12 protein-coding genes are annotated in these 18,717 nt (G+C 72.6%); 10 read left to right on the forward strand and 2 right to left on the reverse strand.

Annotation, left to right across the window (positions count from 1 at the left end; all coding sequences use genetic code 11):
• Positions 1 to 61 precede the first annotated feature (61 nt).
• Positions 62 to 2,707 carry a transglycosylase domain-containing protein gene (locus ACIGXM_RS04715; RefSeq protein ID WP_396556771.1) on the reverse strand — a complete coding sequence of 882 codons (2,646 nt, stop codon included), beginning with the start codon at positions 2,705 to 2,707 and terminating at the stop codon, positions 62 to 64.
• Between the two features lie 407 nt (positions 2,708 to 3,114).
• Here ACIGXM_RS04715 and ACIGXM_RS04720 point away from each other — a divergent pair, with 407 nt between their 5' ends.
• From ACIGXM_RS04720 to ACIGXM_RS04735, 4 genes are all read left to right on the forward strand, one after another.
• Positions 3,115 to 3,705: a helix-turn-helix transcriptional regulator gene (locus tag ACIGXM_RS04720; RefSeq protein WP_396556773.1), complete on the forward strand. Its 591-nt coding sequence runs from the start codon at positions 3,115 to 3,117 to the stop codon at positions 3,703 to 3,705.
• A gap of 133 nt (positions 3,706 to 3,838) precedes the next feature.
• Positions 3,839 to 4,921 carry an inositol-3-phosphate synthase gene (locus ACIGXM_RS04725; RefSeq protein ID WP_396556775.1) on the forward strand — a complete coding sequence of 361 codons (1,083 nt, stop codon included), beginning with the start codon at positions 3,839 to 3,841 and terminating at the stop codon, positions 4,919 to 4,921.
• 202 nt (positions 4,922 to 5,123) lie between these two features.
• Positions 5,124 to 6,458 (forward strand): MFS transporter, encoded by a 1,335-nt coding sequence (locus tag ACIGXM_RS04730; protein ID WP_396556777.1) that lies wholly within the window; start codon positions 5,124 to 5,126, stop codon positions 6,456 to 6,458.
• Positions 6,459 to 6,575: 117 nt separating this feature from the next.
• Entirely contained in the window at positions 6,576 to 7,460 is an 885-nt protein-coding gene (locus tag ACIGXM_RS04735) for a hypothetical protein (protein WP_396556779.1), read from the forward strand.
• Here ACIGXM_RS04735 and ACIGXM_RS04740 read toward each other — a convergent pair.
• Positions 7,457 to 8,899 carry a CCA tRNA nucleotidyltransferase gene (locus ACIGXM_RS04740; RefSeq protein ID WP_396557386.1) on the reverse strand — a complete coding sequence of 481 codons (1,443 nt, stop codon included), beginning with the start codon at positions 8,897 to 8,899 and terminating at the stop codon, positions 7,457 to 7,459. The genes ACIGXM_RS04735 and ACIGXM_RS04740 overlap by 4 nt on opposite strands.
• A 288-nt stretch (positions 8,900 to 9,187) precedes the next feature.
• On the opposite strand from ACIGXM_RS04740, the gene ACIGXM_RS04745 reads away from it, so the two are divergent.
• From ACIGXM_RS04745 to trxB, 6 genes are all read left to right on the forward strand, one after another.
• Positions 9,188 to 11,503, forward strand: a complete 2,316-nt coding sequence (locus ACIGXM_RS04745) for a DUF6049 family protein (RefSeq protein WP_396556781.1) — start codon at positions 9,188 to 9,190, stop codon at positions 11,501 to 11,503.
• An 88-nt stretch (positions 11,504 to 11,591) separates the two neighbouring features.
• The gene (murJ, locus tag ACIGXM_RS04750; RefSeq protein ID WP_396556783.1) at positions 11,592 to 13,922 is read left to right on the forward strand and encodes a murein biosynthesis integral membrane protein MurJ; all 2,331 of its coding nucleotides are present in this window, start codon (positions 11,592 to 11,594) and stop codon (positions 13,920 to 13,922) included.
• A 206-nt stretch (positions 13,923 to 14,128) separates the two neighbouring features.
• Positions 14,129 to 15,958, forward strand: a complete 1,830-nt coding sequence (locus ACIGXM_RS04755; protein ID WP_396556785.1) for a protein kinase family protein — start codon at positions 14,129 to 14,131, stop codon at positions 15,956 to 15,958.
• Between the two features lie 23 nt (positions 15,959 to 15,981).
• A complete protein-coding gene (sigM, locus tag ACIGXM_RS04760; protein WP_396556787.1) occupies positions 15,982 to 16,701 on the forward strand; it encodes an RNA polymerase sigma factor SigM in 720 nt (239 codons plus the stop codon).
• Positions 16,698 to 17,585: a hypothetical protein gene (locus ACIGXM_RS04765; protein ID WP_396556789.1), complete on the forward strand. Its 888-nt coding sequence runs from the start codon at positions 16,698 to 16,700 to the stop codon at positions 17,583 to 17,585. The genes sigM and ACIGXM_RS04765 overlap by 4 nt, the downstream gene beginning before the upstream one ends.
• 150 nt (positions 17,586 to 17,735) lie before the next feature.
• Positions 17,736 to 18,704 (forward strand): thioredoxin-disulfide reductase, encoded by a 969-nt coding sequence (trxB, locus tag ACIGXM_RS04770; protein ID WP_396556791.1) that lies wholly within the window; start codon positions 17,736 to 17,738, stop codon positions 18,702 to 18,704.
• Positions 18,705 to 18,717 lie beyond the last annotated feature (13 nt).

Genomic DNA, 18,717 nt, shown 5'->3' on the forward strand with positions numbered 1-18,717 from the left:
ACGAGGACCACCCCGGAAACGGCCGCGGCGGCCCTGCGAGGTGCAGGGCCGCCGCGGGCGGTCATCCTCCGACGAGTCCGCCCCCACCGTCGGTGGGACCGGCTGTCGCGGTGTCCGTCGGGCTCGGCGAGTGACCGTGGCCCCTGGTCGGCGTCGACGTGGGCGGGCAGCCGAAGAAGCCGCAGCCGCCGCCGTTCGGCGGGCCGGTCGAGGTCGAGGTCGGCCCGGTGGTCGGCTCCTCGGTGGTCGGCGCCGGGGCCACCGAGGTCAGCGACGGCGACGGTGCCGCCGTGGTGGCCGGCGCGGAGACCGTCGGCGAGGCGGAGACCGAGGCGGAGGCCGAGGGGGACGGCGAGGCGGTGCTCGGCGCACCCGACTCGTCGACCTCGGTGTTGACCGGCTGCGGCGTCGGGAAGTCCTGGACCTGGGAGTTGCCCAGCGCGGCCTTCATGTACTGGGCCCAGATCTCGGTCGGGACGTCACCGCCGTAGAAACCGTCGGTCGAGCCGCCGGTGCCGTTCAGCGACATCAGCACACCCTTGTTCGGGTCCTCGCGGAAGATGCTGACCGCGGTGGCCAGCTGCGGGGTGTACCCGTCGAACCAGGCGGACTTGTAGTCGTCGGTGGTACCGGTCTTGCCAGCCACCGGCCGGCCCACGGCCTGGGCCTTGGTACCGGTGCCGTTCTGCACCACGCCCTGCAGCACCTGGGTGATGTTGTCGGCGACCGCCTGGTCCAGCACCGGCTTGGGGGTCGGCTTGCCGAAGCCCGGCCGGGACTGGCCGCTGAACTCGACCTTGGTCACCGAGTACACGTCGGTCTGCTGGCCGCGGGCGGCGAAGACCGAGTAGGCGGAGGCCATCTGGATCGCGTTCGGGGTGGAGGTGCCGAGGGCGAAGGAGGCCGTGTTGGGGTCGGCGAAGCTCGCCTTGCTCAACCCCATCTGCTGGGCCAGCGCCTCGACGTTGGTGCCGCCGACGTTCTCGCCGAGCTGCACGTACGGCACGTTGAAGGACTGCGCCATCGCCTTGGCCAGCGTGACGTACCCCTGCGGGCCGGGCTCGTCGTTCTTCTGCCGGAACGGCTGGTTGTTGCTGTCCAGCACCGGCGTGCCGTCCGGCTTGTAGATGACGCTCATGTCGTCGGCCAGGTACCGGCTGTCCTGGTTGATCTTCTTGGTACCGCTCGGCGTCTGCACGCCGACCTGCATCGCGGTGGCCAGCACGAACGGCTTGAAGGTCGAGCCGACCGGGACACCGGAGGCGTTGGCGTTGTTGGTGAAGTACTTCTGGTCGTACCCCGGACCGCCGTAGATCGCGACCAGAGCGCCGTCACCCGGCACCACCGAGGCGGCACCGACCTGGACGTTGGTGTCCGTGTCGGGGCGCTTGGTGGGGCTCAGCTTCGCATCGGCGTCGTCGACGGCCTGCTTCAGCTCGTCGACCTTGTCCTTCTGGAAGGTCGTGTAGATCCGGTAGCCGCCCCTGGTCAGGGTGGCGTCGGTGATCGTCGGATCCTTGCTCTCGATGTACTGGTTGGCGGTGTCGACCAGGTAGCCGATCTCGCCGGTCAGGCCGGCCTGCGGCTGGAGCTTGATCGGCTCCGGCAGCCCCGCGGAGACGCACTGGTTCATCTGGTCCTGGGTGATGGCCTTGGTGCTCACCATCTTGCCCAGGATCCACTCCCAGCGGCCGCTGGCCGGGTCGCTCGGGGTGCCGAACATCCGGGCGTGGTTGCCCGCGCTCAGGCTGGGGTCGTAGAGGCCGGCGCCCTTGAGCAGGCCGGCCAGCATCGCGGACTGGCAGGGGCTCAGGTTGCTGGCGTCGATGCCGTAGTAGGCGCGGGCGGCGGCCTGGATGCCGTTGGCGTTGCGGCCGAACCAGCTGGTGTTCAGGTAACCGTCGAGGATGTCGTCCTTGGACATCTTCTGGTTGATCTTCAGGGTGATGAAGATCTCCTTGAGCTTGCGGGAGACCGTCTGATCCTGGTTCAGGTAGGCGTTCTTCACGTACTGCTGGGTGATCGTCGAACCACCCTGGGTCGACTGGCCCTCCGCCATGTTGACGATGGCTCGGGCCATGCCCTGGGGGTCGATGCCGCTGTCGGTGCGGAAGGTCTCGTTCTCGGCGGCGATCACCGCGTTCTGCACGTTGACGCTGATGTTGCTCAGCGGGACGATCTGCCGGTTGGTGCTGCCGGTGCGGACCATCTCCGAGCCGTCGGCCCAGTAGTAGATGTTGTTCTGGTCGCTGACGATGCTGTTGAGGTCCGGAACCGTCGTCTCGGCGTAGGCCACGCCGACGGCCGCGGTGGTGCCGCCGAAGAAGATCAGGAACAGCGACAGGATCAGCTTCCACGAGGGCAGCCAGCGGCGGATGCCGCTCTTGCCCCAGCGCGGGTAGTCGATGAACCGCTTCTTGCCGGGCGGCTTGGCACCGCCGCCGCGGCCACCCCGGCCGCCACCGCCCGCGGGCGCCGCGTTGCGGCCCCCCTTCTGGGCGGCCTTGCGCATCTCGGCCCGGGTCATCCGGGGCTGCTGGGCGGTCTCCCGCAGGTTCTGCGGACCGCGCGCGCCGGCCCGGCCGGAGGCGCCGTAGGACGGCGCACCCTCCGGCGGCGTGCCGTAGGCGTACGGACGCCCGCCGCCATAACCAGGCGGTTGCTGATTGCCGTCACCATTCGGCGACCTTCGCCGTCGTTCGCTCATAGTCCAGTAACTCCTAGGCCAGGCACAGGCGCCTGGAGACGGATTCCACTTCCGATGCCCGCAACCGCCCTAGGCCTGTGGTCGTGCGGCCCGTTGCCCCGGTGGTGGTCCTCGTGCACACGCGACAGCGTACGCATCCAGAAATACGAGCTAATCGGGCATATCCCCACAAGAGTTACGAAACGCCAGCAGATCATTACATGGCCGTTGCCAATAACCCCCGAGTTGGCCTTGACGTGAGGGTGCCCGAGCCCCCTCAGAAGTCCTGTGATCACATTCACCCGTGCCCCCCTTGCCCGAATCGTGACCCCGGCCTATCGTTCTCGATATATCGAGTCGATACATCGCAGCGGCATACCGCGTGCGATGTGTCCGCGGAGACACCGCAGGAGAGGAGGCCGGAGAGGGTGAGCAGGCGCTCTGGAGTGCTGGAGTTCGCCGTCCTCGGCCTGCTGCACGACGCCCCGATGCACGGGTACGAACTGCGCAAGCGCCTCAACGTGCTGCTGGGCTCGTTCCGCGCCTTCTCCTACGGGACGCTCTACCCGTGTTTGAAGGGCCTGGTCGCGCAGGGCTTCCTGGTGGAGGACAACCCCGACACCGAGTACGTCCCGGCGACCGCGCTCAACGGCAAGCGATCGAAGATCGTCTACCGGCTCTCCGCCGAGGGCAAGCAGCGCTTCGAGGAGCTGCTCGCGGACTCCGGTCCGGACGCCTGGGAGGACGAGCACTTCGGGGTGCACTTCGCCTTCTTCGGCCAGACCGACCGGGCGGTGCGGATGCGGGTCCTGGAGGGACGCCGTAGCCGCCTGGAAGAGCGGCTGGAGCGGATGCGCAGCTCGATCGCCCGCACCCGCGAGCGGTTCGACGACTACACGCTCGAACTGCAGCGGCACGGGCTGGAATCGGTGGAACGCGAGGTCCGGTGGCTCAACGAGCTGATCGAGACCGAGCGGGCCAACCGAACCGGCCGGGACCGCCCCGGGCGCTCCGGCTAGGAGCAGCCCGCGCCACCGGCCCCGGTGCCACGTGGCGGGAGTGGGCGCAGCGCGCCATTCAGATTGTCAGATGAGTAGCAAAGAGGCCCGTCGATCTCCGGCGAGTCTCACGAGATCACAGGGAGCAACCGGAATGGGTTCGGTTCGCGTAGCCATCGTGGGCGTGGGCAACTGCGCCGCGTCGCTGGTGCAGGGTGTCGAGTACTACAAGGACGCCGACCCGGCCGGCAAGGTCCCCGGGCTGATGCACGTGCAGTTCGGCGACTACCACGTCCGTGACGTGGAGTTCGTCGCCGCGTTCGACGTCGACGCCAAGAAGGTCGGCGAGGACCTGGCGCACGCCATCAGCGCCAGCGAGAACAACACCATCAAGATCTGCGACGTGCCGCCGACCGGCGTGACCGTGCAGCGCGGCCACACCCTGGACGGCCTCGGCAAGTACTACCTGCAGACCATCGAGGAGTCCGACGAGGCCCCGGTCGACGTCGTGCAGATCCTCAAGGACAAGCAGGTCGACGTTCTGGTCTGCTACCTGCCGGTGGGCTCCGAGAACGCCGCCAAGTTCTACGCGCAGTGCGCCATCGACGCCAAGGTCGCCTTCGTGAACGCCCTTCCGGTGTTCATCGCCGGCACCAAGGAGTGGGCCGACAAGTTCACCGAGGCCGGCGTGCCGATCGTCGGTGACGACATCAAGTCGCAGGTCGGTGCCACCATCACGCACCGCGTGATGGCGAAGCTCTTCGAGGACCGCGGGGTCATCCTGGAGCGCACCATGCAGCTGAACGTCGGCGGCAACATGGACTTCAAGAACATGCTCGAGCGTGAGCGCCTGGAGTCCAAGAAGATCTCCAAGACCCAGGCCGTCACCTCGCAGATCCGCGACCGTGAGCTGGGCGCCAAGAACGTCCACATCGGTCCGTCCGACTACGTCGCCTGGCTCGACGACCGCAAGTGGGCCTACGTCCGCCTCGAGGGCCGCGCCTTCGGTGACGTTCCGCTGAACCTGGAGTACAAGCTCGAGGTCTGGGACTCCCCGAACTCGGCCGGTGTGATCATCGACGCGGTGCGCGCCGCGAAGATCGCCAAGGACCGCGGCATCGGTGGCCCGATCCTCTCCGCGTCCTCGTACTTCATGAAGTCCCCGCCGGTCCAGTACTTCGACGACGAGGCCCGCGAGAACGTCGAGAAGTTCATCCGCGGCGAGGTCGAGCGCTGAGCGCAGCGAAGTTCGCGACTGCAGGAGCCTCGCGCTGAGCGCAGCGAAGTTCGCGACTGTGGGAGCTTCGCGCTGAGCGCAGCGAAGTTCGCGACTGCAGGAGCCTCGCGCTGAGCGGTCCGCGACCGTAGGGGCTCCGCGCCCATGACGACGGCCGATGTTTCACGTGAAACATCGGCCGTCGTCATGACACCCTGGGCGGGTGGCGATCACCCGACGGCCGGCTCCGGCTCCCGACAACCCGTCCACCGGCCGCGCCACGCTCGGCGCTCTGGTACGCACCCGCGACTTCCGCCGGCTGCTCACCGCACGGCTGCTCTCGCAGCTCTCCGACGGGGTCTTCCAGGTCTCGCTGGCCTCGTACGTGATCTTCTCGCCGGAGCGGCAGTCCAGCCCGGCCGACATCGCCTCGATGCTGGCCGTGTTGCTGCTGCCGTTCTCGGTGATCGGCCCGTTCGCCGGGGTCCTGCTGGACCGCTGGCGCCGCCGGCAGGTGCTCTACCTGGGCAACCTGGCCCGCTTCGGGCTCGGCCTGGTGACCGCCGCCCTGTTGCTCGGACAGGCCCCGGACTGGCTGTTCTTCGCCGCCGCCCTGCTGGTCACCGCGCTCAACCGGTTCATCCTGGCCGGCCTCTCCGCCGCGCTGCCCAGGGTGGTCGCCCCCGCCCAGCTGGTCACCGCCAACGCCCTCTCCCCCACTCTCGGCACCGTCGCGGCGGCCTGCGGCGGCGGGATCGGCTTCCTCTTCCACCAGGTGATGGCTCCCGGCCCGGAGGCGGACGCGGCGCTGGTCACGGTCGCCGCCGCGCTCTACCTCGCCGCCGCGCTGGCCGCGCACCGGATGGCCCCCGAGCTGCTCGGCCCCGAGCACCACCCGGACCGGCCCGATCTGCGGCAGGCGCTCGGCCAGGCCGGGCACGAGTTCGCCGCCGGCCTGCGCCACCTGCTCCGGGACTGCCGACCCGCCGTGCACGCGCTCGCCGCGGTCACCGCTGCCCGGTTCTGCTACGGCGTGCTGATCGTCACCGTCCTGATGCTCTCCCGCTACACCTTCAACGACCCCGAGGACAGCCAGGCCGGCCTGGCCACCCTGGGCACCGCGCTGGGCTTCTCCGCGGTGGGCTTCTTCCTCGCCGCGGTGGTCAGCCCCTGGTTCACCCGGCGGCTCGGGCTGGCCGGTTGGATGGCCGGCTGTCTCGGCTCGGCCGCCGTCTTCGTGCCGGCGCTCGGTCTGCCGTTCCGGGTCGCGCCCGCGATGGCCGCCGCGCTGCTGCTCGGCGTGGTCACCCAGGGCAGCAAGATCTGCGCCGACACGATCGTGCAGAACTCGGTGGAGGACGCCTACCGCGGCCGGGTCTTCGCGCTCTACGACGTGCTCTTCAACGTGGCCTTCGTGGCGGCTGCCGGGGTGACCGCGCTGGTGCTGCCGCTGAACGGACGATCGGTGGGTGTGGTGGCGGGGGTCGCGCTGGTGTACGCGGGCAGTGCGGCGCTCTACGTCCGCGCCGCCCGGCGGACGCCGCCGCCCGTCAACTGAGCGGCGTCAACCGAGCCACGGCGCACGGCGTCCGGCCGGCGCGGACTCGCTAGGGTACCTGCCGCCCGCCTCACTCCGTCACCGGGTGAGGACAGTCCGTCGTCGCAGGGGGAGCCTGTGAGCACGCCACCGAACCCCCATCCGTACCCCGGCTTCGGCCCGCCGCCAGCCTCGTACGGGCCACCTCCCCCGCCGACCGGCGGCCCGCCGCTGCCCGGCCAGGGCCACCCGGCCCCACCGCCGGCGATCCCCGAGCGTCGTCCCACGTCCGTACCGGACGGACCGGCCTGCCGGTTCTGCGGCGGGCGCCCGGCGTTGGCGGCCACTGTGCGCGGTCACCGCGGCCGGGGCCTGCTGGCCCGGCCGCTCCGTCGCCCGGGCCCGTACTGCGTGGTCTGCGGCACCGCGACGATCCGCGACCTCTCCCAGCAGACCCTGCTGCGCGGTTGGTGGGGTTACCTGTCGCCGGTCCTCGCGCCGGCCGCCCTGTTGCGCAACCGCGCGGTGCACCGACGGCTGCGCGAGCTGCCCCCGCCGCCGGCCGGCAGCCACGGACCGCAGCTCGACCCCGGGGTGCCGCTGACCAGGCGCCCGGCGATCGGGATGCTGGTGGTGCCGGCCCTGCCGGTGCTGGCGCTGGCCGTGCTGCTGACCGTCGGCCCGGGTGACCGGCCGCTCGCGGACCGTCCCTCCGAGGCGGGTGTCGCGCCGAGCCCCCGGGCCGTCACCGCTTCACCGGCCGGTCCGGCCGCCGACCCGACCGGCGCCGCGGTCGGCGACTGCCTGCGCGACGACCACCCGGGCGCCGGCGCGGACGACCCCGCGCCGGTCATCGAGCTGCTCTCCTGCACCGACCACCGGGCCGAGTACCGGGTGGTCGAGCGGGTTCCCGGCAGCAGCGACGGGCCGGGCGCCTGCCGGGCGGTGCCCGGCGCGGACAGCTGGTACAGCCGCGAGCAGGGGTCGCGGCGGCTCGTGCTCTGCCTGACCGCCACCCGCTAGTCGGCCGCCGACTGCTCGGCCTCCCACCACTGCTTGAGCGCGGCCACCGCGGTCTCCTCGTCCATCGGGCCGTGCTCCAGCCGCAGCTCCAGCAGGTGCTTGTAGGCCTTGCCGACCAACGGGCCGGGCCGCAGTCCGAGCAGCTCCATGATCTGGTTGCCGTCCAGCGCCGGGCGGATGGAGTCCAGCTCCTCCTGCTCCTTGAGCTGCTCGATCCGCTCCTCCAGGCTGTCGTAGGTGCGCGAGAGCGTGAGCGCCTTCTTGCGGTTGCGGGTGGTGCAGTCGGAGCGGGTCAGCTTGTGCAGGCGCTCCAGCAGCGGACCGGCGTCCGTGACGTAGCGGCGGACGGCGGAGTCGGTCCACTCGCCGGCGCCGTAGCCGTGGAAGCGCAGGTGCAGCTCGACCAGCCGGGCGACGTCGTCGATCAGCTCCTTGGAGTACTTCAGCTCCCGCATCCGCTTGCGGGTCATCTTCGCGCCGACCATCTCGTGGTGGTGGAAGGAGACCCGGCCGTCCGACTCGAAGCGGCGGGTGCGCGGCTTGCCGATGTCGTGCAGCAGCGCGGCCAGCCGCAGCGTCAGGTCCGGGCCGTCCGTCTCCAGCGCGATGGCCTGCTCCAGGACGGTCAGCGAGTGCTCGTAGACGTCCTTGTGCCGGTGGTGCTCGTCCCGCTCCAGGCGCAGCGCCGGCAGCTCGGGCAGCACGTGGTCCGCCAGCCCGGTGTCGACCAGCAGCCGCAGCCCCTTGATCGGGTGGTCCGCCAGCAGCAGCTTGTTCAGCTCGGCCTGCACCCGCTCGGCCGACACGATGGTGATCCGCTCGGCCATCGCGGTCATCGCCGCGAGCACCTCGGGTGCGGGGGCGAAGTCGAGCTGGGCGGCGAAGCGGGCGGCCCGCATCATCCGCAGCGGGTCGTCGGAGAACGACTCCTCGGGCGTGGCCGGGGTGCGCAGCACCCGGACCTCCAGGTCCTCCAGACCGTGGTGCGGGTCGACGAAGCCGCGACCGGGAAGGTCGACGGCCATCGAGTTGACCGTGAAGTCCCGGCGGACCAGGTCCTCCTCGATGGTGTCGCCGAAGGTCACCTCGGGCTTGCGGGAGGTGCGGTCGTACGCCTCGGAGCGGTAGGTGGTGATCTCGATCAGGTAGGACCCGTCCGCGGTGTCCTTGCGGGCACCGACCGTGCCGAAGGCGATGCCCACGTCCCAGACCGCGTCCGCCCAGCCCTTGACCAGCTTGAGCACCTGCCGGGGGCGGGCGTCGGTGGTGAAGTCCAGGTCGTTGCCGAGCCGGCCGAGCAGCGCGTCCCGCACCGAACCGCCGACCAGCGCCAGCCGGAAGCCGGCGTCCTGGAAACGCCGGGCGATCTCGTCCGCGACCGGCGAGACCCGGAGCAGCTCCTGCAGGCCGAGGGTCTGCGCCTCGCTCAGGCCTGGCAGGACGGAGCCGGCGGCGGGCGGGGCGAGCGGCGCGGAGCTGGAATCATTGGTGGTGGACACGGCACACAAGGGTACGTGGCCCCGACCACCGGTGGCCCGTGGGTTTTCCGGCCGGTCCGCATCGCCCGGCCCGCAACACTGCCGACCGGGCGGCGTCGTTACCATGCCGGTGGGGAACCTCCGGTCCGGCGCGGCGCGTCGTCCCGGGCAGTGCCGCGACAGCGGTCGGCGCGGAGCGGCACCGCAGGATGTTGACGGCAGCGGACCAGAACGGTGAGGGCGAACGGCGTGAGTGAGCCAGCACGGCACACGGGAGGTCCTCGCGGGCTGGTCCGGGGGCCCCGACGCGCGGGCCGGACCGGACTCGCCGCCCTGGCCGGTGGCTGCGCGCTGGCGCTGCTGGGCGCGGTGGTGGCCCCGCAGGCGCTGGCCGCGCCGACGCTGGCCGGCGTGACCCCGGACTTCCCGGTCGCGGTCAGCATCAACAGCGTCGAGCCGACCGCGCCCGGCGCGAACGGCACCCTGGTCGTCAGCGGCCAGGTCACCAACGGCGGCACCGCCCCGGTCAGGAACGCCCACGCGGGCCTGCTGGTCGGCGGCCGGACCAAGGACCCGCTGAGCACCCGCAGCGACATCGACACCATGCTGGCCAGGACCACCCCGACCGCTGCCGACGGCCGCGAGCTGGACAACCCGACCCAGCAGCTGAACGACCTCGCGCCGGGCGCCTCGGCGCCCTTCACGCTCCAGGTCTCGATGGGCGACCTGAAGCTGGACCAGGGGGTCTACGAACTCGCGGTGGACGTCCAGGGCGGCACCCAGGACGACGACAGCACCCACCAGGTGGGCATCGCCCGCAGCCTGCTGCCGTACTTCCCGGACCCCAAGGACACCAAGCCCACCCAGATCGGCACGCTCTGGCCGCTCACCCACGCACCCGAGCTGGTGGCCCAGACCGTGGCCGGTAACGACACCGACCAGACCCCGGTGCTGCGGGACGACTCGCTGGCCACCGAGCTGGCGCCGGGCGGCCGGCTGGACCAGCTGGTCAGGATCGGGGCCACCGTCCCGTCGTTGACCTGGGTGATCGACCCTGACCTGCTGGACACCGTGTACGCGATGACCCAGGCGTACCGGGTGCAGCAGCCCGGCCACGGCGGCGAGCCGGCCAAGGACGACAACACCACCCCGGGCAAGGGCCAGGCGGTGGCCACCGCCTGGCTGAACGAGCTGCGCGCCGCGGTGACCAAGAACGGCGACGAGGTGGTCGCACTGCCGTACGCCGACCCGGACCTCGCCTCGATCGCGCACAACGGCCAGGGCCTGGCCGGCCTGGACACCGCGCTGGGCAAGGCGAGCACGGCGGGCAAGGTCACCGTCGAGGGCCGGCTGTCGGTGGACGTCCGCAACGACGTCGCCTGGCCGTACCAGGGCGAGCTGGACCAGGAGATCGCCGGCACCGCGCAGAAGCTGGGCGACTCGCTGGTGCTGGTGAACGGCACCAGCCTGCCGGACTCCCCCTCGCTGGCGCACACCCCGAACGCGGCCCGGCCGATCGGCGACAACCTGACCGCGGTGGTGGCCGACAGCGGACTGTCCGCGCCGTTCCAGTCCGACCTCAGCACCCAGGCCGAGCGCACCCTGGCCGAGCAACGCTTCCTGGCCCAGAGCCTGGCCATCACCCAGGAGCAGCCGAACAACCAGCGCAGCCTGCTGGTGATGCCGCCGCGCGAGCTGACCGCCAACACCGCGCAGGCGCTGGCCGACTCGCTGAAGGACGCGCAGAACGGCAAGTGGACCACGCCGGCCACGCTGGACGCGGTGGCGAGCGCGCCGGCCGACCCCGGCGCCACCACCACCGTGCCGGGCGCCGACTCCTACCCGGGCGACCTGCGCTCCTCCGAGCTGACCAGCTCGGACTTCGCGGCCGTCTCGACCATGCAGCAGGGGGTCGACCAGCTGCTCCGGATCCTGACCGTGCCGCAGCGGGTGAGCAGCCCGTTCGGTGCCGCCATGGTCCGCTCGGTCTCCACCGGCTGGCGCGACCAGCAGTCGGCCGGCACGGGCTACCGCCTCAACGTGCGGAAGTACCTGGACCAGCTGACCTCCGCGGTGAGCATCCCGGCCAAGAGTAAGATCATCACTCTTCCGGGTGACTCCGGCCTGTTGCAGGTCAGCGTCAAGAACGACCTCAACCAGACCGTGGAGAACCTGCAGCTGCGGCTCACCTCCGGGCAGCCGAACCGGCTCAAGGTCAGCGTGCCGGTGCCGGTGGTGCTGGGCGCCGCGCACAGCAACTCGCTGCGCTTCACCGCGCAGGCCAAGCAGAACGGGCTGGTCCCGATGACCGCCCAGCTGTGGACGGTCGGGCCGGACGCGCAGCCGTACGGGCCCGCGGTGCAGTTCAACGTCGAGGTCACCAAGGTGCCCAGCGGGGTCTGGTGGGTGGTCGGCGCCGGCGGCGTGCTGGTGCTGCTGGCCGGGGCGCGGATCTACCTCCAGCGCAAGAAGCAGGACGGGGAGCCCGAGGACCCGGACGCGCCCCTGGTGCCGGATGCGGCGGACCGGGTCACCGATCAGGGGACCGCCACGGCGCAGGCGTAGCGGTCGGCGTCGAAAGCCGGGTTCGGCCGAGCCGTGATGAGACAGTAGGTCTCCGAGACCAGCCGGACCAGGACGCCTAAGAGGTGGCATGAACGCGCCGCGTGACGACCGAGTGCAGGGCCAGGAGCGCGACCGGAACCGGACCGGGAGTGCGCCCGCACCGGAGGCCACGGCGGAGGAACCGGACTGGTACCTGGCCGACACCTACGCTCGGGACCCGTACGCCGCCGATCCGTACGCCGGCGCCGACCAGCCCGGGCCGTACCACCGCGCCACGGACGACCCGGGGCCAGCCCCGGAACCGGCCCCGGAGCCCGTCGAGGAATCCGCCGAGGAGCCGGTCGAGGAGCCCGTCGAGGCGGCCACCCCGACGGCGGACGGCCTGGAGGCGGTGATCCCGGCCTCCCGCTGGGCCCGCCCGGCCCCGGTGCAGGTCCCGGTGGCCGCCGGCACCGCGGGGGACGGCGAGCCCGACGAGTACATCGGGGTGGACGACCTGCTCGGCACCGCGACGGCCGCCGCGGAGAAGCCGTTCGTCCCGGTGATCGAGTTCGACCCGCCGCTCACCACCGAGGAGACCGGGGGGCGGGCCGCCAGCGCGCCGCCGGCCCCGCCCGGCCACCGGCCCGAGGAGCCCGCCGAGCGCGGGGAACCGGACCGGGGCCCGGGGGGCACCGTCGGAGAACCGCCGGAGACCCCGGGCGAACCGGACGAGCCGGGCGAACCCGCCGAGCCGCTCGAGCCGTCCCCCGCCGCCACGACCCCCTCGGTCGGCGGCCGGGTGGTCAACCTGGTCAACTCCAGCGCCGTGATGGCCGCCGGCACCCTGGTCTCCCGCGCCACCGGCTTCCTGCGCACCATGGTGATCGCCGCCGCGATCGGCGTCGGCACCATGGGCGACTCCTACTCCGCCGCGAACACCCTGCCCACCCTGCTCTACATCCTGATCGGCGGCGGCGCGCTCAACGCGGTCTTCGTCCCGCAGCTGGTCCGCAGCATGAAGCAGGACGAGGACGGCGGCACCGCCTACGCCAACCGGCTGCTCACCGTGGTGATCACCGGCCTGGCCGGGGTCGCCTTCGTGGCGGTGCTGGCCGCCCCACTGCTGGTCCAGCTGATCTCGCACTCGCTGATGCGCGACCCGGTCGGCGCCGACACCACGGTGACCCTGGCCCGTTACTGCCTGCCGACCATCTTCTTCATGGGCGTTCACGTGGTGATGGGTCAGATCCTCAACGCCCGTGGCCGGTTCGGCGCGATGATGTGGACCCCGGTCCTCAACAACATCGTGGTGATCTTCAGCTTCGGGATGTACCTCTGGGTCTTCGGCACCTTCCAGCACAGCCGGGTCACCCCGGAGAGCGTCTCTCCCGAGGGCCTGCGACTGCTGGGGATCGGCACCCTGCTCGGGCTCGCGGTCCAGGCGCTGTCGATGATCCCGTACCTGCACGCCGCCGGCTTCCGGTTCCGGCCCCGCTTCGACTGGCGCGGGCACGGCCTGGGCAAGGCGGCCCGGCTGGCCAAGTGGACCTTCCTCTTCGTGCTCGCCAACCAGGCCGGCTACCTGGTGGTCACCCAGCTCGCCACCGCGGCCGGCGCCCGGGCCGCGCAGACCGGCGTCCTCGGCGTGGGCCTGGCGGCCTACTCCAACGCGCTGCTGATCTGGCAGCTGCCGATGGCCGTGATCACCGTCTCGGTGATGAGCGCGGTGCTGCCCCGGCTCTCCCGCTCGGCCGCCGACGGCGACGCCGGCGCGGTCCGCGACGACCTCTCGTACGGGCTGCGCACCTCCGCGGTGGCGATCGTGCCGGCCGCCTTCCTCTTCCTGGCCCTCGGCCCGCAGATCGGCACCGCGATCTACGGGCTGGGCAACGGCGGCGGCGTCGCGCACGCCACCACCGCGGTCGGGTACATGCTCTCCGCCTTCGCCCTCGGCCTGATCCCCTACTCCGTGCAGTACGTCCTGCTGCGCGGCTTCTACGCCTACGAGGACACCCGGACCCCGTTCTCCAACACCGTCTGGGTGGCCGCCGCCCAGGCCGGCGCCGCGGTCCTCTGCTACCTTGTGCTCCCCGCCCGGTGGGCGGTCACCGGGATGGCGCTCGGCTACGGCGCCTCCTACGCGCTCGGGGTCGCGGTGGCGCTGCCCAAGCTCAAGGCACGGATCGGCGGCCTGGACACCGGGCGGATCGCCCGGACGTACGCCCGGCTCAGCATCGCCTGCCTGCCGGCCGGCCTGCTCGGGTTCCTGGTCGCGTTCGGCCTCGGCGACCTGCTCGGCGGCTGGTTCGGCAGCGTGGTCGCGGTTGCCGTCGCGGCCGCCGTCCAGCTGTCCGCCTTCCTGGCGCTCGCCCGCCGGATGCGGATCGAGGAGCTGAACGCGATGATCGGTATGGTCCGTAGTCGACTGGGCCGCTGACCCCGGCTCAGTTTGTCCACCAACCGAATGGAGTAACCAGGCCGCAACCAGTTGGCCCCCTCACCGGTCGTACTCCGGTGAGAAGAGTAGGCACAATTGTCTTCGAACGACGGGCTCTGCGGACCCGGGTTCTCGCGCGCCCGCCCCTCCCGGGGCACCCCGCCGAGGGCACCCAACCGGGCGATACAAGGGGAGGCAGGACGACGGTGACTGATCGCACCAAGGCAGTCGTCGACACGTCAGCGGCCGAGGAGGGGGCCGAGGTCACCGCACCGCTCTCGGCCGAGGAGATCGCGGCCGAGATCGCCGCCGCACCGGCCGGCCCGAGCGGCGAACCGCCGGCGGGGTCCGGGGAGACCGTCCCGCTCCGTGCCCTGCCCGACGACGCCACCGCGCTCCTGCCGGCCTCGGCCGACCCGGCCAGCACGCCGCTCGGCACCGTGCCCCCCACCGGGGCGGTCGCCGAGCCGCCGGCGCCGGTCCGGCACAGCGGTGACATGATCGCCGAGCGCTACCGGCTGGAGGAGTGCATCTCCCAGGCGGAGTACTTCAGCAGCTGGCGCGCGGTGGACGAGAAGCTGCGCCGCGCGGTCGGCGTCCACCTGCTGGCCGCCGGGCACAGCCGGGCCGACACCGTGCTGGCCGCCGCCCGCTCCGCCGCGCTGCTCAACGATCCGCGTTTCGTCCAGGTGCTCGACGCGGTGCGGGACGGCGAGCTGGTCTACGTGATCCGCGAGTGGCTTCCCGGCGCCACCGACCTGGCCACCCTGCTCGCGGCCGGCCCGCTGGAGCCCTACGACTCCTACCAGCTGGTCAAGCAGGTCAGCGACGCGATCGCGGCCGCCCACCGCAGTGGCCGGGCGCACCTGCGGCTCACCCCGCGCTGCGTGCTGCGCACCGAGACCGGCCAGTACCGGATCAACGGCCTGGCGGTCGACGCCGCGCTGCGCGGCCTGCCCGAGGACGACGCCGAGCTGACCGACACCCGCGCGATCGGCACCCTGCTCTACGCCGCGCTCACCCACCGCTGGCCCTACCCGGAGGACCGCTACGACCTCCAGGGGCTGCCCAAGGGCCTCGGCTGCCTCCCGCCGGACCAGGTCCGGGCCGGGGTGCACCGCGGTCTGGCCGAGCTGGCCGCCCGGGCGCTCTGCGACCCGCCCCCGCACCACCTGGCACCCATCCGCACCCCGGAGGAGCTGGCCAAGGCCGTCGCGCTGCTGCCCAGGATCCGCCAGCCCGAGCCCGATCCGGCGCAGCCCGGGCTGGCCGCGCCGCGCTACTCGGCCCCGCAGCCGGTGGCCGGCCGGGTCGGCCGCGAACCGCGCCCGGTCCAGCCGGCACCCGCGCACCCCGCTCCGCCGGCCGGACCCCGCTCCGCCGCCCGGGCCAACCGGGGCCGGGGCAGGCGGCTGCTCACCTGGACGGTCTCCGCCGTCCTGCTGGCCGCGATCGGCTACGGCTCCTGGGAGCTGGTCGGCCGACTCGGCGACACCGGCAGCCCCGGCACCCAGCACCAGGCGCTGGGCCCCTCGGGCGCCGCCAGCGCGCCCGGCCGGCCGTCCGCCGGCAGCGGCACCGCCGCCCCGGTCCAGCTGCAGATCGCCAACGTCACCTCGTTCAACCCGTACGGCGACCCGAACGTGCACGCCGACCAGCTGCACAACACCTACGACGGCAACCCGAACACCGTCTGGACCACCGAGGGCTACTACGACGACCTACCCAGGCTCGGGCACGGCACCGGCCTGCTGGTGGACCTCGGCTCGGCCAAGCCGGTCAGCTCGGTCACCGTGCAGTTCGCCGGCGGCAGCACCACCGCCGAGCTCCGGGTGCCCAACGCGACCGGCGGCGCCATGCCCACCGCCTTCGGCGACTTCGGCAACCCGGTCGCCCAGGGCAGCGGCACCACCGTGAACTTCCAGCCCTCCTCGCCGGTCAACAGCCGTTACCTCTTGATCTGGCTGACCAGCCTCCCCAAGGATGTGGATGGAAGTTACCGGGGCCAGGTCGCCGAGATCACGGTCACCGGCTGAGTACGAGCCTCGATGGGGGGCGGATGGCGGAGCCGACCGAGCCGCGCGCGACGGCGGCCGAGGAGTGCAGCGACGCCGAGCTGCTCGCCCGGCACGTCGCCGGGGACCCTACGGCCTTCGGCCGGCTGGTCGAGCGGCACCGCGAGCGGCTCTGGGCGGTCGCCGTGCGTACCCTCGGCGACCGCGAGGAGGCGGCCGACGCCCTGCAGGACGCCCTGGTCTCGGCGTTCCGCTCGGCCGGCGGCTTCCAGGGCCGCTCCGCCGTGACCACCTGGCTGCACCGGATCGTGGTCAACGCCTGTCTGGACCGGGCCCGCCGGGCCGCGGTGCGGCGGACCACGCCGCTGGACGACGATCCGCAGAAGCTGGACGCCCTGGTCGGCAGCGCCGAGCCCACCGACGTCCAGGTGGTCCGGCACGAGCTGCGCCGCGAGTTGGCCACCGCGCTCGCCGCCCTCCCCGCCGAGCAGCGGGCCGCCCTGGTCCTGGTGGACATGCAGGGCTACCCGGTCGCCGAGGCCGCCGAGGTGCTCGGGGTCGCGGTCGGCACGGTCAAGAGCCGCTGCGCCCGCGGCCGGGCCAGGCTGCTGCCGCTGGTCCGACACCTGCGGGAGACCGGCGTTTCACGTGGAACACCGCCGGGCGGGCCCGGGGGGAACCCGGAGGGCCCCGGCCCCGTCCCACCGGAGGCCCCTGGCGTCCGCTCCGAGTTGCGCCTGGAAGGAGATGCGACGGCCCGATGACACACCAGACACCCGAACCGGTCGAGTCGGCCCGGTCCGCCTCCCATCCCTCCCTCGACCAGCTGGCGGACCTCCAGGAGGAGTTGCTGACGGCCGCCGAGGAGCGGTCGGTCCGCGCCCACGTCGCCGGCTGCCCCGAGTGCGCGGAGACGCTGACCGCGCTGGCCGGCGTCAGCGAGCTGCTCGCCGCCGAGCCGGCGCCCGCGCTGCCGGCCGAGGTGGCCGATCGGATCGACGCCGCCCTGGCCGCCGAAGCCGCGACCGCTCCCGCCCGTCCGTCGGCGGCCACGCCCACCCGCCCGCACGCCCCCGCCGGACCGGCCGGCCACGCCCGCCCGCCCGGTCGCGCCGACCGGTCCGCCGGCCCGGCCCGGAGCCCGCGCCGCCGCCGGCTGCTGGCAGCGGCCGCCGGCACCTTCGCGGCGCTCGGCCTCGGCGCCGGCCTGCTGCTCTCCGGTGTGCTCGGGCAGCAGCAGCCGAGCACCACGGCCGGTGCCCCCGCCCGACCAACCCCCGCCGTCGCGGCCGGCCCGGCCTTCACCGCGGCCCAGCTCCCGGCCGAGGTCCAGCACCTGCTCGCCGGCGGCGAGTCGGCCGCCGCCCAGCCCCCCGGCAACGTTCCGCACCTCGCCACCGAACAGGTTCCGAGCGCCAGCAGCGCCGCCCTGGCGCCCTGCGTCCAGCAGGCCGTCGGCGTCCACCGGGCCGAGCAACCGCTGGCGAGCACGCACGGCTCGTACGACGGCTCGCCGGTCGACCTCTACGTGTTCCGGATCGCGGGCGACCCGAGCCACCTGGACGTCTACCTGCTCAGCCCGGACTGCGCCCAACACCCGGGGACGACGGCCTCGGTGGCGCTGCACCAGGTCGTCCCGGCTGGCTGAGCCGGTCCCGCTCACTCGTCCGCGCGGTGGGCGGCTGGTACCGGCGTCCGGGGGAATGCGGGACACTGGGGACTCGTTGTCCCGGGCGGCGGAGCAGGACCGCCACCCCTCCCCGCCCTGGGCGGGTCGCGATGCGAACCAGGAGATGCAGTGAGCGACGTCCGTAACGTGATCATCATCGGCTCCGGCCCGGCCGGCTACACGGCCGCGCTCTACACCGCGCGGGCCTCCCTCGAGCCGCTCGTCTTCGAGGGCGCGGTCACCGCCGGCGGCGCGCTGATGAACACCACCGAGGTCGAGAACTTCCCCGGCTTCCGGGACGGCATCATGGGCCCCGAGCTGATGGACAACATGCGGGCCCAGGCCGAGCGCTTCGGCGCCGAGCTGGTGCCGGACGACATCGTCGCGGTCGACCTCACCGGTGAGATCAAGACCGTCACGGACTCCGAGGGCACCGTGCACCGGGCCCGCGCCGTGATCGTCACCACCGGTTCGCAGCACCGCAAGCTCGGTCTGCCCCGGGAGGACGACCTGTCCGGCCGCGGCGTCTCCTGGTGCGCGACCTGCGACGGCTTCTTCTTCCGCGACCAGGACATCGCGGTGGTCGGCGGCGGCGACACGGCCCTGGAGGAGGCGACCTTCCTCTCCCGCTTCGCCAAGAGCGTCACGGTCATCCACCGCCGGGACACCCTGCGCGCCTCCAAGGCCATGCAGGAGCGCGCCTTCGCCGACCCGAAGATCACCTTCGCCTGGGACAGCGCGGTCGAGGCCATCCACGGCGACCCCAAGCTCACCGGGGTGACCCTGCGCGACACCACCACCGGCGAGCTGCGCGAGCTGCCGGTCACCGGCCTGTTCATCGCGATCGGCCACGACCCGCGCACCGAACTCTTCAAGGGCCAGCTGGAGCTGGACGCCGAGGGCTACCTCAAGGTGGAGGCCCCCTCCACCCGGACCAACCTCACCGGCGTCTTCGGCGCCGGCGACGTGGTCGACCACACCTACCGCCAGGCCATCACCGCCGCCGGCACCGGCTGCTCCGCCGCGCTGGACGCCGAGCGGTTCCTGGCCCACCTGGCCGACCAGGAGGCCAAGGCCGCCGCCACGGTCGCGGTCTGAGTCACCCCCGGCC

It is taken from the genome of Kitasatospora sp. NPDC052896 (assembly GCF_044547075.1).
In the GTDB taxonomy this organism is placed as follows: Bacteria; Actinomycetota; Actinomycetes; order Streptomycetales; family Streptomycetaceae; genus Kitasatospora.